Annotated in this window: 8 protein-coding genes, 3 tRNA genes and 1 riboswitch; of the genes, 2 read left to right on the top strand and 9 right to left on the bottom strand. The window is 39.5% G+C overall.

All coding sequences use genetic code 11. The annotated features are described in order from the left end of the window. Nucleotides 1-5 precede the first annotated feature (5 nt). Together rpsG and rpsL are read right to left on the bottom strand one after the other, a co-directional pair. Nucleotides 6-476 (bottom strand): 30S ribosomal protein S7, encoded by a 471-nt coding sequence (gene rpsG, locus AC6UD0_RS03310; RefSeq protein WP_500693541.1) that lies wholly within the window; start codon nucleotides 474-476, stop codon nucleotides 6-8. A 36-nt stretch (nucleotides 477-512) separates the two neighbouring features. Then, complete coding sequence (gene rpsL / locus AC6UD0_RS03305; RefSeq protein WP_010022704.1) at nucleotides 513-926, bottom strand: 30S ribosomal protein S12; 414 nt, start codon at nucleotides 924-926, stop codon at nucleotides 513-515. A 183-nt stretch (nucleotides 927-1,109) separates the two neighbouring features. On the opposite strand from rpsL, the gene AC6UD0_RS03300 reads away from it, so the two are divergent. Both AC6UD0_RS03300 and AC6UD0_RS03295 read left to right on the top strand, forming a co-directional pair. After that, nucleotides 1,110-1,772, top strand: coding sequence for a prepilin peptidase (locus tag AC6UD0_RS03300; RefSeq protein WP_500706315.1), 663 nt, complete (start codon nucleotides 1,110-1,112; stop codon nucleotides 1,770-1,772). 21 nt (nucleotides 1,773-1,793) lie between these two features. Further along, nucleotides 1,794-1,889: riboswitch (purine riboswitch) on the top strand. 37 nt (nucleotides 1,890-1,926) lie between these two features. Next, the gene (locus AC6UD0_RS03295) at nucleotides 1,927-2,502 is read left to right on the top strand and encodes a xanthine phosphoribosyltransferase (RefSeq protein ID WP_500693539.1); all 576 of its coding nucleotides are present in this window, start codon (nucleotides 1,927-1,929) and stop codon (nucleotides 2,500-2,502) included. Nucleotides 2,503-2,559: 57 nt separating this feature from the next. Here AC6UD0_RS03295 and rpoC read toward each other — a convergent pair whose 3' ends face one another. From rpoC to AC6UD0_RS03260, 7 genes are all read right to left on the bottom strand, one after another. Then, a complete protein-coding gene (rpoC, locus tag AC6UD0_RS03290) occupies nucleotides 2,560-6,210 on the bottom strand; it encodes a DNA-directed RNA polymerase subunit beta' (protein WP_500693538.1) in 3,651 nt (1,216 codons plus the stop codon). A gap of 17 nt (nucleotides 6,211-6,227) precedes the next feature. Further along, nucleotides 6,228-9,866 (bottom strand): DNA-directed RNA polymerase subunit beta, encoded by a 3,639-nt coding sequence (gene rpoB / locus AC6UD0_RS03285; protein ID WP_500695232.1) that lies wholly within the window; start codon nucleotides 9,864-9,866, stop codon nucleotides 6,228-6,230. Nucleotides 9,867-10,124: 258 nt separating this feature from the next. Beyond that, nucleotides 10,125-12,623: an ATP-dependent Clp protease ATP-binding subunit gene (locus AC6UD0_RS03280; RefSeq protein ID WP_500708144.1), complete on the bottom strand. Its 2,499-nt coding sequence runs from the start codon at nucleotides 12,621-12,623 to the stop codon at nucleotides 10,125-10,127. Between the two features lie 47 nt (nucleotides 12,624-12,670). Further along, nucleotides 12,671-13,144 (bottom strand): CtsR family transcriptional regulator, encoded by a 474-nt coding sequence (locus AC6UD0_RS03275; protein WP_500693535.1) that lies wholly within the window; start codon nucleotides 13,142-13,144, stop codon nucleotides 12,671-12,673. A gap of 97 nt (nucleotides 13,145-13,241) precedes the next feature. After that, nucleotides 13,242-13,315: transfer RNA gene (locus tag AC6UD0_RS03270), tRNA-Pro, on the bottom strand. 29 nt (nucleotides 13,316-13,344) lie between these two features. Next, nucleotides 13,345-13,418: transfer RNA gene (locus tag AC6UD0_RS03265), tRNA-Pro, on the bottom strand. Nucleotides 13,419-13,423: 5 nt separating this feature from the next. Then, nucleotides 13,424-13,497, bottom strand: a tRNA-Arg gene (locus AC6UD0_RS03260). Nucleotides 13,498-13,546: the final 49 nt, after the last annotated feature.

Here is a 13,546-nt window from a genome sequence, read left to right as displayed (position 1 = left end):
GCTGATTACCAACGATAATGCGCAAAGGCACGGTTAGCTTCGGCCATTTTGTGAGTATCCTCACGCTTCTTAACTGCTGCACCGGTGTTATTTGAAGCATCGATGATTTCTTTTGCAAGACGTTCAGTCATGGTGTGTTCACCACGAAGTCTTGCATAGTTAACAATCCAACGTAAGCCTAAAGTAGTTCTTCGATCAGGACGAACTTCAATTGGAACTTGGTAGTTAGATCCACCAACACGACGGGCCTTAACTTCAAGAACTGGCATAACATTTTTCATTGCTTCTTCAAATACATCAACTGGATCGTTACCAGTTTGTTCTTTGATCATGTCAAATGCACCATATAAAATTTCTGATGCAGTCCCTCTTTTACCATCTAACATCAAATGGTTAATTAATTTAGAAACCAATTTTGAGTTGTAGATTGGATCAGGAAGGATTTCTCTTTTTTGCACTTTTCCTTTTCTAGGCATGTAAAAGTCCTCCTCAATAATAACTTAATTAATTGTCTATTCCTTAGGTTTCTTAGTACCGTATTTAGAACGACCTTGGCGACGATCACTTACACCCGCAGTATCTAATGCACCACGAACAACATGATATCTAACACCAGGCAAATCCTTAACACGTCCACCACGAATTAAAACAACACTATGTTCTTGCAAGTTATGTCCAATTCCGGGAATGTATGCAGTAACTTCAATCAAGTTAGAAAGTCTAACACGAGCATACTTACGTAAAGCAGAGTTAGGCTTTTTAGGAGTCATAGTACCAACACGGGTTGCAACTCCACGTTTCTGAGGTGCAGGGTTCTGTGTGTTTTTCTTTTTGTAACTGTTATATCCGAAGCCTAAAGCTGGGGATTTTGATTTAGAAGTTCTAGATTTACGACCTTTACGAACCAATTGGTTAATTGTAGGCATCTAAAAAGTCCTCCCTTTCCTAATATAATATATTTTTTAAGTCCACACATCCAGGCGGTTCTTTTTTGAAGTTAAAAAAATCGCTTAGTTGTTTATAAGCACAATAAGTAGAATACCACGTAGAAAAAGACGTGTCAATAAGACTTCAATTAATTTCCGTACTTTTTAGTGGAGGTTTTGTTAATGAAAATTTATTGGTTTATTGTAGGGAGCATCGTTGGATCTTTTATAAACGTTATGGTTGATCGAACCATTACGCACGAAAACTTTATCTTCGGTCATTCTAAATGTAGTAACTGTGGCAAGTTTCTAAAGTGGTACGAACTCATCCCGATCGTGAGTTACATGATTCAATTCGGAAGGTGTCGGACATGTTCAACTCGATTACCACTTTATTTACTGTATTTTGAAGTAACCGGAGCCACCGCTTTTACTATATTTCCACCTGTTTGTTTAGATAACCTCGAAAATTTATCGCTACTTTTACTCATGCAGGTTATGGCAACTTTTGATTTATTAACCTACCATTTCCCTACGGCATATTCACTGATTGCAGTAATGATAGCTCTTATAATTTCTAATCCTCTAACAAAGACAACTGGAATTTATATTATTGGATATTTAATATTGATAATAATAAATCATTACTTCCATTTCATTGGCAACGGGGATTTGGATCTCTTCTTAATCCTTTTAATTGCATACGGAATTACGGTTACCAATCTAGTCGTTTTAACCGGGTCAATCATAGCGATCATTTATGCCATCTTATTTAAAAAACGTGCGATTGCTTTTATTCCATTCATTTACATTGCCACTCTAATTATATTAATTTGGTTTGCTTAAAGTTAGAAATTAAATTATGATTAACGTAATAAGTGAAGCTCTAATATATAGTCGTAATGGGTCGACAGTCTCTACTTGGAACCATAATTCCAAACTATTAGGAAAAAAGACCCTAAACTTCTATATTAGGGTCTTTTTAAATGGGAGAGTAATCATGAAAGAATTAGAAGAAGCAATCAAAAATAAAGGCCAAGTCCTTCCTGGAAATATTTTAAAGGTCAACTCGTTTTTAAATCATCAAATTGATCCTAATTTGATGTACGAAGTTGGCAAAGAATTCGTCAAACGCTTCTCAAACGATAATATTACTAAAGTCATCACGGTTGAATCATCGGGAATTGCTCCAGCCGTTATGACTGGCTTAGTATTGGGTGTTCCCGTCGTTTTTGCGCGAAAGAAAAAGCCATCAACTTTAAACGATGCAGCCTATTCGGCTGACGTATATTCATACACCAAACAAAAAACTAACCGCATTTTTATTGAGAAAAAATTCCTTTCACCTGACGATAACGTCTTAATCATTGATGATTTCTTAGCAAATGGCGAAGCCACTAAAGGGATGATTAAGATCGTTGAAGCAGCTCAAGCCAATCTAGTTGGAGTCGGCATTGTAATTGAAAAATCATTTCAACCGGGCGCTAAGTGGATCAAGGATCATGGCATTCACTTAGAATCGCTTGCTCGTATTTCATCCCTTGATAATAATGAAGTAAGTTTTAAAAAAGATTGATTAATATGTATCAAAAAGGGAGTTCATCAATGATGAACTCCCTTTTTAGTTTAATAACTAGTTTTTACTTGAATCTTTTTGTTGCATTTCTTTTTCGACATCACTTAATGAAGTAACACCCTTGGTATCAGTCTTACCCTCTTCTTCTGGTTCAATGTTTTCATATTTCCCAACACCAGTACCAGCAGGTAATAACTTACCAATGATAACATTTTCCTTCAAACCAACTAATGGATCAACTTTACCACGAATTGCGGCATCAGTAAGAACACGAGTGGTTTCCTGGAATGATGCAGCAGACAAGAAACTGTTAGTCTCAAGTGCAGCCTTAGTAATTCCAAGTAATACCGGACGGGCCGTTGCAGGTGTTTTACCACTAATCACAGCATCCTTATTACGATCCTTGAAATCATCAATATCCATCAAAGTACCAGGGAGGATGTCAGTGTCACCTGGGTCCATAACACGAACCTTACGCAACATCTGTCTTACCATGATCTCGGCATGCTTATCGTTAACTTCAACACCCTGTCTTCTATAAACTTCTTGAACCGCAGTTAACAAGTAAGTTTCAGTTGACAAAACATCTCGAACTTTAAGCAATTCCTTAGGATCAATTGAACCTTCGTTCAAAGCATCACCACGACGAACCTGATCGCCTTCTGAAACCTTCATTCGGGCCTTAATTGGAACCTTATATTTACGAGTATCGGACTTCCCTTTAATGGTAACTTCCTTGATACCTTCAGCAGGATCTTCTTCAATTAATTCAACCGTACCAGTAACTTCACTGATGATTGCCTTACCTTTAGGATTACGTGCTTCCATAATTTCCTGAACACGAGGAAGTCCTTGGGTAATATCTGAACTACTTGCAACACCACCGGTATGGAAAGTACGAAGAGTTAACTGAGTACCTGGTTCACCAATTGATTGGGCCGCAATGGTACCAACAGCTTCACCAACCTCAACTTCGTCACCAGTAGCAAGGTTTCGACCATAACACTTCTCACAAACACCATGAGCAGTATTACATGTGAAGGCGGAACGAATTTCAACTGAATCAATTCCAGCGTCCACAATTTCTTGAGCAACGTCTTCATCGATCATTTCATTCTTTTTAACAATCACTTTACCAGTCTTAGGGTTCTTAACGGTCTTCATTGCGTTACGACCAAGGATTCGGTCATACAATGGTTCGATCATTTCGTCCCCTTCGGTAATGGCACGAACAACAAGACCACGGTCAGTTCCACAGTCTTCTTCTCTAACAATGACATCTTGGGCAACATCAACAAGTCGACGAGTCAAGTAACCAGAGTTAGCAGTCTTAAGTGCCGTATCGGTCATACCCTTACGAGCACCGTGGGTTGAAATGAACATTTCCAAGACTGAAAGTCCTTCTTTAAAGTTAGAGGTAATTGGAAGTTCCATGATTTCACCATTAGGTGAAGCCATCAAACCACGCATCCCAGCTAACTGAGTAAAGTTCGAAATGTTACCACGAGCACCAGAGTCACTCATCATAAAGATTGGGTTCTGGGGATCGAAGTTTTTCATTAATTTGTTTTGAATTTCGTCTTTGGCATCATTCCAAACACTAACAACTCGTTCATAACGTTCTTGGTTAGTAATTAAACCACGACGGAATTGTTTAGTGATGGTATCAACTTTCTTATGGGCGTTAGCAACAATTTCTGGCTTTTCCTTTAAATCAGTAATGTCAGAAATACCAACCGTCAAACCAGACTTAGTTGATTTATCATTACCTAAATCTTTGATTCGATCAAGAAGTTCTGAAGTTTCAGTAACTTGGTATTGACTGTAAACTTCAGCAATGATGTCACTTAAAAAGCCCTTCTTAAACGGTTTAACCAATTCAGCGTTCTTCAAGTGTTCATGAATGTCTTCACCAGGCTTCAAGAAATACTTGTCAGGAACGTATCCGTGCAAGTTAGTTGAAGTTGGTTCGTTCAAATAGGTAAATTTCTTTGGAAGAATCCCATTGAAAATAACCTTTCCAACCGTCGTTACTAAAATCTTATCTTTTTGATCGTCAGTAAACGGTTTGTCTGGGAAGGCGCTCGCTGGAATACCAATTCTGGTATGCCAATGAACCTTTCCATCACGGTAAGCTAATTCAACTTCATCAGGATCGTTGAATACCATTCCTTCACCTTCAGCCCCTGCTTCTTCAAGGGTTAAATAGTAGTTACCAATAACCATATCCTGTGAAGGAGTAACAACTGGTTTACCATCTTTAGGAGCCAAAATGTGTCCAGCAGCAGCCATCAATAATCTTGATTCAGCTTGAGCCTCATCAGATAGTGGAACGTGAATGGCCATTTGGTCACCATCAAAGTCAGCATTATACGCAGCACAAACTAATGGATGCAAACGCATTGATTTCCCACTAACCAAAACTGGTTCAAAAGCCTGAATTCCAAGTCGATGCAAAGTAGGAGCACGGTTCAAAAGAACTGGATGTTCCTTAATGACATCAGGGAGAACTTCAAAGACAGCGTCGTCTTGACGTTCGATCTGACGTTTAGCGTTTTTAATGTTAGAAGCTAGACCACGTTTAACTAGCGCATGCATAATGAAGGGTTTAAATAATTCCAATGCCATTGATACTGGAAGACCCATCTGACTTAGTTTTAAATTAGGACCAACGTCAATAACTGAACGACCAGAATAATCAACACGCTTACCTAACAAATTCTGTCTGAATCGACCTTGTTTACCCTTTAATAGGTGAGAAAGTGATTTAAGGGGACGGTTACCAGGTCCTGCAACAGGACGACCACGACGACCATTATCAATCAAAGCGTCGACAGCTTCCTGGAGCATTCTCTTTTCGTTTTGAACAATAATGCCAGGAGCGTTCAGGTCTAACAATCGTTTTAATCGGTTATTTCGGTTAATAACCCGACGATATAAATCATTTAAATCAGAAGTAGCAAAACGACCACCTTCAAGTTGAACCATTGGTCGCAAGTCAGGCGGCATAACTGGAATTGCATCCATTACCATCCATGACAACTGATTGCCAGAAGTAGCAAAGGCCTCAAGAATATCTAGACGACGAACTGCACGAGTTCGCTTTTGTCCCGTTGCTTTCTTAAGCGTATCTTTTAACTCTTTGACTTCTTTATCGATGTCAACGTCGTTTAATAAAGTTCTGATAGCTTCCGCACCAATTTCAGCGTGGAAACGATTGCCGTATTCACGCTTTTTGTCACGGTATTCTTGTTCTGAAAGCAACTGCTTCTTCTCCATTGGTGTGTTACCTGGATCGGTAACAACGTATGAAGCAAAGTAGATGATTTCTTCAAGAGCCCGTGGACTCATGTCAAGAACTAGTCCCATTCGACTAGGGATTCCCTTGAAATACCAAATGTGGGTTACAGGAGCTGCTAATTCGATGTGTCCCATTCGTTCACGTCTAACTTTTGAACGAGTGACTTCAACACCACAGCGATCACAAACGATGCCCTTATATCTGACACCCTTGTATTTTCCACAGGCACATTTCCAGTCCTTAGTTGGACCAAAAATTCTTTCATCAAACAATCCATCCTTTTCAGGCTTTAAAGTTCGATAGTTAATCGTTTCTGGTTTTTTAACTTCTCCATATGACCAACTACGAATGGTCTCAGGTGAAGCTAAACCAATTTGCATACTTTTGAATTTATTAACATCAACCATTGGCGTACCCTCCTTTATTATTTATTGTCGTCATTTGTATCATTTTTTGAGTCGGCATCAGATGAAGTTGGAGTTTGTTTCTCATTTTCATCTTTCTTTTCTTTATCCTTCTCATTTTTATCATCTTGTTTTTGAGCAAACTTACTCAATGCGTTCACGTTAACAACGTCTTCGTCATCGTCCATGTCACGCAAATCAATTTGTTTGTTTTCGGCATCGAGAACCTTCATGTCCAGTCCCAATGCTTGTAATTCTTTAACTAATACTCGGAATGACTCAGGAACACCTGGTTTAGGAATTGGATCACCTTTGACAATTGCTTCGTAGGTCTTAACCCGTCCGACAACATCATCTGACTTGTAAGTCAAGATTTCTTGGAGGGTGTGTGCGGCACCATAAGCTTCAAGAGCCCAAACTTCCATTTCACCAAAACGCTGTCCACCAAACTGAGCTTTACCACCAAGTGGTTGTTGCGTAACTAGTGAGTAAGGTCCAATGGCTCTTGCATGAATCTTGTCTTCAGCCATATGGTTAAGTTTCAAGTAACCCATAACTCCAACAGCAATTCGTTTGTCAAATGGTTCACCGGTTCTACCATCATACAGAACCGTCTTACCATCAGCTGGCATACCAGCTTCCTTTAAAGCGTCGGTAATATCTTCACTACGAGCACCATCAAAGACTGGGGTGGCAACGTGAATTCCAAGCTTCTTAGCAGCCATTCCAAGATGCAATTCAAGCACCTGTCCAATGTTCATCCGTGATGGAACACCCATGGGGCTCAATAAGATGTCGATTGGGGTACCATCTGGCATATATGGCATGTCTTCTTCAGGAATAATGACGGAAACAGTACCTTTATTACCATGTTTTCCAGCCATCTTATCTCCAACTTGAAGTTTACGTTTCTGGGCAATGTAAACTCGAACCATCTTGTTTACACCGGGCTTTAATTCATCGCCGTTTTCCCTAGTAAAGACTTTAACGTCTTGAACAATTCCACCGGCACCATGAGGTACTCGAAGTGACGTGTCACGAACTTCTCGAGCCTTTTCACCAAAGATAGCGTGAAGTAGTCGCTCTTCAGAAGATAATTCAGTAACACCCTTAGGGGTTACCTTACCAACCAAAATATCGTTGTCATGAACTTCGGCACCGACTCTAATAATTCCATCTTCGTCAAGATCCTTTAGTGCATCTTCACCAACGTTAGGAATTTCTCTAGTCATTTCTTCAGGTCCCAGTTTGGTATCTCTAGTTTCTGACTCATACTCTTCAATATGAATTGAAGTGTAAGCATCATCTTTAACTAGTCGTTCGGAAATGGCAATGGCATCTTCAAAGTTATAACCCTGCCATGTCATAAAGGCAACGGTTGGGTTTTGACCTAAGGCCAATTCACCATTTTCCATTGCTGGGCCATCAGCGATAATTTCATCGGCATCAACATGATCTCCAATTTTTACAATTGGAGTTTGGTTATAGTTTTTACCACCGTTAGAACGCATAAATTTCATCAATTTGTACGTATCTAAAGTGCCATTATCACGTCTTACCCGAATTTCTCTTGCATCAACATATTCAACGGTTCCAGGATACTTAGCAATCTTAGCAACTCCAGAATCATGAGCAGCTTGATATTCCATCCCAGTTCCCACAAGTGGTGCGTGTGGTCTGATCAAAGGAACAGCCTGACGCTGCATGTTAGCACCCATTAGGGCCCGGTTTGAGTCATCATTTTCTAGGAACGGAATACATGCCGTTGCCACCGCAACAACTTGCTTTGGTGAAACGTCCATGTAGTCAACGTTCTTTGAATTAGTTTCAACGTATTGGGACTTATCACGTGCCATAACTTGATCGTCTTGAAAGGTTGCGTCTTCATTTAATGGAGAGTTCGCCTGCGCAATCACGTATTTATCTTCATCATTAGCAGTTAGGTAATCAATCTTGTCGGTAACCTTATGAGTAGTCCAATCAACACGACGGTATGGGGTTTCGATAAATCCATACTTGTTAACCCGAGCATAACTTGAAAGTGAGTTAATCAATCCAATGTTAGGACCTTCGGGAGTTTCAATTGGACAAATTCGACCATAGTGAGTGTAGTTAACATCACGAACTTCATATCCAGCACGGTCTCTAGTAATACCACCAGGTCCTAAAGCAGATAATCGACGTTTATGGGTCAATTCACCTAACGGGTTCGTTTGATCCATGAATTGTGAAAGCTGTGATGAACCAAAGAATTCTTTAACAGAGGCCACCACTGGTCTAATATTAATTAGTTGTTGTGGCGTTACCGTTGAAGCATCCTGAATGGACATTCTTTCTCTAACAACTCGTTCCATCCGTGAAAGACCAATTCGGAATTGGTTTTGAAGTAATTCACCAACTGATCGAACACGACGGTTCCCCAAGTGGTCAATATCATCAACAGATCCAATTCCCTCTTGAAGATCCAAGAAGTAATTGATTTCAGCCAAGATGTCCGCTGGGGTAATGTGTTTATAGTCCAGATCAATATTGTCATTACCAATTACAGGAACGACTTTGTCTGGATCTGTATTTGAATATACTTTAATTACTTGAACAGTAACTGGATCAGTTACGACAGCTTGATCGGAAGGATTAAAGGTGTAAGCCTTAAAATCTTTGTTAGCCAAGTACGGCTTCAACTTTTCCATCAATTCTTTGTCAATCACATCACCTTTGTTAGCGATGATTTCACCAGTATCTGGGTCAGCAAGGGTTTCGGCCAAAGCTAATCCCATTAAACGAGTCTTCATGCTCAGTTTTTGGTTTGTCTTGTAACGACCAACTGGTGCCATGTCGTAACGTTTTGGATCAAAGAATCTTTGGGTTAACAAGTTTCTTGCTGACTCAGCTGTCTTTGGTTCACCCGGACGCAAGCGTTCGTAAATATCCTTTAATGATTCCTCAACACGAGAATCATCGGCATCTTTATGAACGTCTTTTTCAAGGGTAAGTGAGAGACTATCATTAGTATTTCCAAAAATCTCAGTAATTTCATCATCTGATCCAAAACCAAGGGCACGAACTAATTCAGTCAAAGGAATCTTTCTAGTACGATCAATTCGAACGTATGAAATATTCTTCGCATCAGTTTCAAATTCCATCCAAGCACCACGGTTGGGGATCACAGTTGAACTGTAAATTTCACGACCATTTTTGTCGAGATCTTTATGGTAATAAACACCTGGTGATCGCACTAATTGAGAAACGATAACACGCTCTGCACCGTTAATGATGAAAGTTCCTTGGTCAGTCATAAGTGGAAAGTCACCAAAGAAAACATCTTGAGTCTTAATCTCACCGGTTTCATGGTTGGTTAACTTGAGAGTAACGTGTAATGGGGCTGAATAATTTGCCTCATGAGCACGTGCTTCATCAACCGTGTACTTAGGTTCCAATAGTTTATAATCAACGAAATCTAGTGAAAGCTTTCCCTGAAAATCCTCAATTGGCATAATATCTTTAAACATTTGACGCAAACCTTCGTCTAAGAACCAGTTATAAGAATTTGTTTGAATCTCAATCAAATTTGGAAGATCCAATACCTTCTTAATTCTGGAATAACTTCTACGGGTCCTGTGTTTTCCATACTTTACAATGTGTCCTGCCAAGTTATTCACCTCTCCCTAAAATTCCACGAAAAAGAAATGTTACATTTCTGTTACAAAAAGCCATATTGCTGGTTTTTGAGCAAAAAAAATCCAAAAATAAGATCTAAATCTTACTTTTGGTTCTTATAAACGCCATCACGGACAATAGATCGCAACGACTCATTTCAATTCCCAGTTACATACTCTACGTATAATACAAAGAATCAAAGTAAAAGTCAATCAATATGCACAAAAACTCACAGTAAAATTTTACTGTGAGTTTTAACGTTATTTACTTAGAATTTCTTCTTTGGGATTCTTAACTTCACGTCTATTAATCGTAATCTTGTTTTTATGCGCACCGATCGTAATCTGATCACCAGGTTTGAACTTACCCGCTAGTAAGTCTTCACTCAGTGGATCTTCAACCTTATCCTGTAAAGCTCTTCGAATTGGTCTTGCACCATAAGTTGGATTGTAGCCAACTTCAGCAACTAAATCAATGGCAGCTGGAGTCATTCTAACTTTGTAACCCAATCCATTGGCACGATCAATCAGTTCTTGTGACATTAACTTAACGATTCGGTGTAATTCCGACTTAGTCAAGGAATGGAAGATCACCGTATCATCAATTCGGTTCAAGAATTCTGGTTTAAAGAATTTCTTCAACTGTTCTTGAATCGTGGCCTTCATAGCATCGTAGTTATCATCATTACCGGATTTTTCAGCGGCAAATCCAACGGTGTTCTTGTATTGCAGCTCTGTAGCACCAATGTTGGAAGTCATAATGATGACAGTATTTCGAAAGTCTACTTTTCGGCCCTTGGCATCAGTTAAGTACCCATCATCTAGAACTTGAAGTAGCAAGTTAAAGACGTCAGGATGAGCCTTTTCAACTTCATCAAGTAAAACAACTGAATATGGATGCTTTCGAACTTTTTCGGTCAGTTGACCACCTTCATCGTAGCCAACGTAACCAGGTGCAGAACCGACCATTCGGCTAGTCGAATACTTCTCCATGAATTCACTCATGTCAACTCTGATCATGTCATCTTCTGAGCCAAACATTGCTTTTGCCAAATCTTTGGCAAGTTCAGTTTTACCAACTCCAGTTGGACCAAGAAACATGAACGATCCAATGGGACGGTTTGGATCTTTAAGTCCACTTCGTGCCCGACGAATTGCTCTTGCAACCGCTGAGACAGCTTCATCTTGTCCCACAACTCGTTCGTGTAAAATCTTTTCTAAGTTTACTAAACGCTTCTTGTCAGATTGTTTCAAATGAGTAACTGGAATTCCAGTCCATTCGGAAACAATTTGAGCAATGTCTTCAGCATTTTCTTTTAATTGATAATTGTGAGTCTTGTTAGCATCATTTTCTTTAATGCGTTGTTTTTGGGTTAAATTCGCAATCTCTTTTTGTAACTTTTGTTCTTGCTTACGAATTGAAACCGCATCTTCAAAGCGCTGTTCCTCAATGGCTTTGTCCTTATCATTTTTAACGGAACTAAGTTTTGATTCAGCACTTGCCAATTTGTCATCTTTTCCGGTTGAATCCAGTCTAACTTTAGCGGCACCTTCGTCCATCAAGTCAATTGCCTTGTCAGGAAGGTAACGATCACTAATGTAACGACTAGATAAATCAACGGCTGCATTAATGGCATCATCGGTGATTTGAACGTGATGGTGTTCTTCGTATTTGGGACGTAATCCCTTAAGAATCTTACGTGATTCATCCTTACTTGGTTCTTCAACTTCAACCGTTGCAAAACGACGCTCCAATGCTTCATCAGATTCAATGTACTTCTGATATTCATCTAAGGTAGTAGCACCAATAACTTGAACCTGACCACGAGCAAGAGATGGCTTTAAAATATTTGAAGCATCAACTGATCCCTCAGTTCCACCAGCACCAATCAAGGTATGCAACTCATCAATAAAGAGAATGACATTGCCACTATCTTCGACTTCCTTTAAGACCTTTTTTAAACGATCTTCAAATTGGCCACGATACTTAGTGCCAGCAACCAGTGATCCCATGTCTAATTCCATTACCCGCTTATTTTGCATATCCGCAGGAACAGATTTATTCACAATTTTTTCCGCTAAACCTTCAGCAATGGCAGTCTTACCAACACCGGGTTCACCAATTAAAACTGGATTATTTTTAGTTCTTCGGCTTAAAACCTGGATGACACGACGAACTTCAGCGGTGCGTCCAACCACTGGATCGAGCTGATTATCTCGAGCAGCTTTAGTCAAATCACGTGCCAGTGAATCTAAAGTTGGAGTTTCACTTTGTTCTGACTCACCATTCGAATTATTTTCAGAAGCCATATTAGTATCTGCAACCCCCATCTTTCGGATCGTTACTTTTCGGACTTGTTCTGGGCTAACTCCCAAGTTAGTCAAAATTCTTGAAGAGAGCATCGCATCATCACTAGTTAAAGCTAGCAAAATGTGCTCAGTACCCACTTTAGTTGATCCATACTGCTTGGCAATCTTTCCAGCTAAAGCTAAAATTTCTTTCATCTTTGGAGAATACGGCAGATACGTGTTTCCATCGACCTTTAAATTACCGTATCCAGCCAACTGCTCAATTTCTTCTCTAACGTCCGCCTCACTGACGGCAAGTTGTTGGAGAGTTTGATAAGCAATCCCATTCTTCTCAATGGTAAGTGCCAGTAACATGTGTTCGGTTCCGACAGCTTGATGCTGGAAACTCTTAGCTTGTTCTTGGGCAATTACCAAAACGTTTTTTGCACTAGGGGTAAATAAATTATGCATATGCAAATCTCCCTTCATTTCTCTTTAAATCATAATCCATAATCAAACTAACACTCATATTTAAGCCGGTAAAGTAAAGCCTCTAAAACACTCGCTCTAACCTGATATTCCATTGCTTGATCAGGCAGTCTAATTGCCTCTTTCTTTAAAATAGCAGCAATCATGTTCTCCTCTTTCTCGGTAATGACTCCATTAGCATATAAGGTGGTTAAAATTGATTCTTCATCCTTTTCGGAAATTTCATCACCAATTGAATCAATCAAACTGTCTAGGACATCCGAATTATCCATTAAGTTGATTTTTTCAATCCTGATATAACCACCACCACCACGTTTGCTCTCAACTAAATAACCATTACGCAACGTAAAACGTGTCTTAATTACATAGTTAATTTGCGAGGGCACCACGTCAAAATGATTGGCAATGTCTGATCGACGAATCTCGACTCGTTCTTGATCATTATCACCTAGCATATCCTTCAAATAATCTTCAATAATGTCCGATATATTACGGCTTGCCATAAACTCATCTCATCTCTGACTAATGTTGACTATTATTATACAAAGAAGATTTGTAAATTCCAAGTAAATACTCTTGGAAACCAAGGTAATAAAAAAATCGGGAAAACAAGATTCGAACTTGCGACCTCCACGTCCCGAACGTGGCGCTCTACCAAGCTGAGCTATTTCCCGATGCTTAAATATTAAAAAGTATATAAAAATCGGGAAGACAGGATTCGAACCTGCGACCCCCTGGTCCCAAACCAGGTGCTCTACCAAGCTGAGCTACTTCCCGATGAATGCACCTAGTAGGAGTCGAACCTACAACCTTCTGATTCGTAGTCAGACACTCTATCCAATTGCGCTATAGGTGCATATAAGCATTAAACGTTCACATTCATCAGCGAACATATATTATTATAC

Source organism: Fructilactobacillus sp. X7R9C1, assembly GCF_059901005.1.
Note: the sequence above shows the minus strand (reverse complement) of the source record. Positions and strands in the feature narration are given on the sequence as shown.

Coding starts and splice junctions, on each gene's coding strand:
- rpsG (WP_500693541.1), bottom strand. CDS start 476: ATGCCTAGAAAAGGAAAAGTGCAAAAAAGAGAAATCCTTCCTGATCCA.
- rpsL (WP_010022704.1), bottom strand. CDS start 926: ATGCCTACAATTAACCAATTGGTTCGTAAAGGTCGTAAATCTAGAACT.
- AC6UD0_RS03300 (WP_500706315.1), top strand. CDS start 1,110: ATGAAAATTTATTGGTTTATTGTAGGGAGCATCGTTGGATCTTTTATA.
- AC6UD0_RS03295 (WP_500693539.1), top strand. CDS start 1,927: ATGAAAGAATTAGAAGAAGCAATCAAAAATAAAGGCCAAGTCCTTCCT.
- rpoC (WP_500693538.1), bottom strand. CDS start 6,210: ATGGTTGATGTTAATAAATTCAAAAGTATGCAAATTGGTTTAGCTTCA.
- AC6UD0_RS03280 (WP_500708144.1), bottom strand. CDS start 12,623: ATGCATAATTTATTTACCCCTAGTGCAAAAAACGTTTTGGTAATTGCC.
- AC6UD0_RS03275 (WP_500693535.1), bottom strand. CDS start 13,144: ATGGCAAGCCGTAATATATCGGACATTATTGAAGATTATTTGAAGGAT.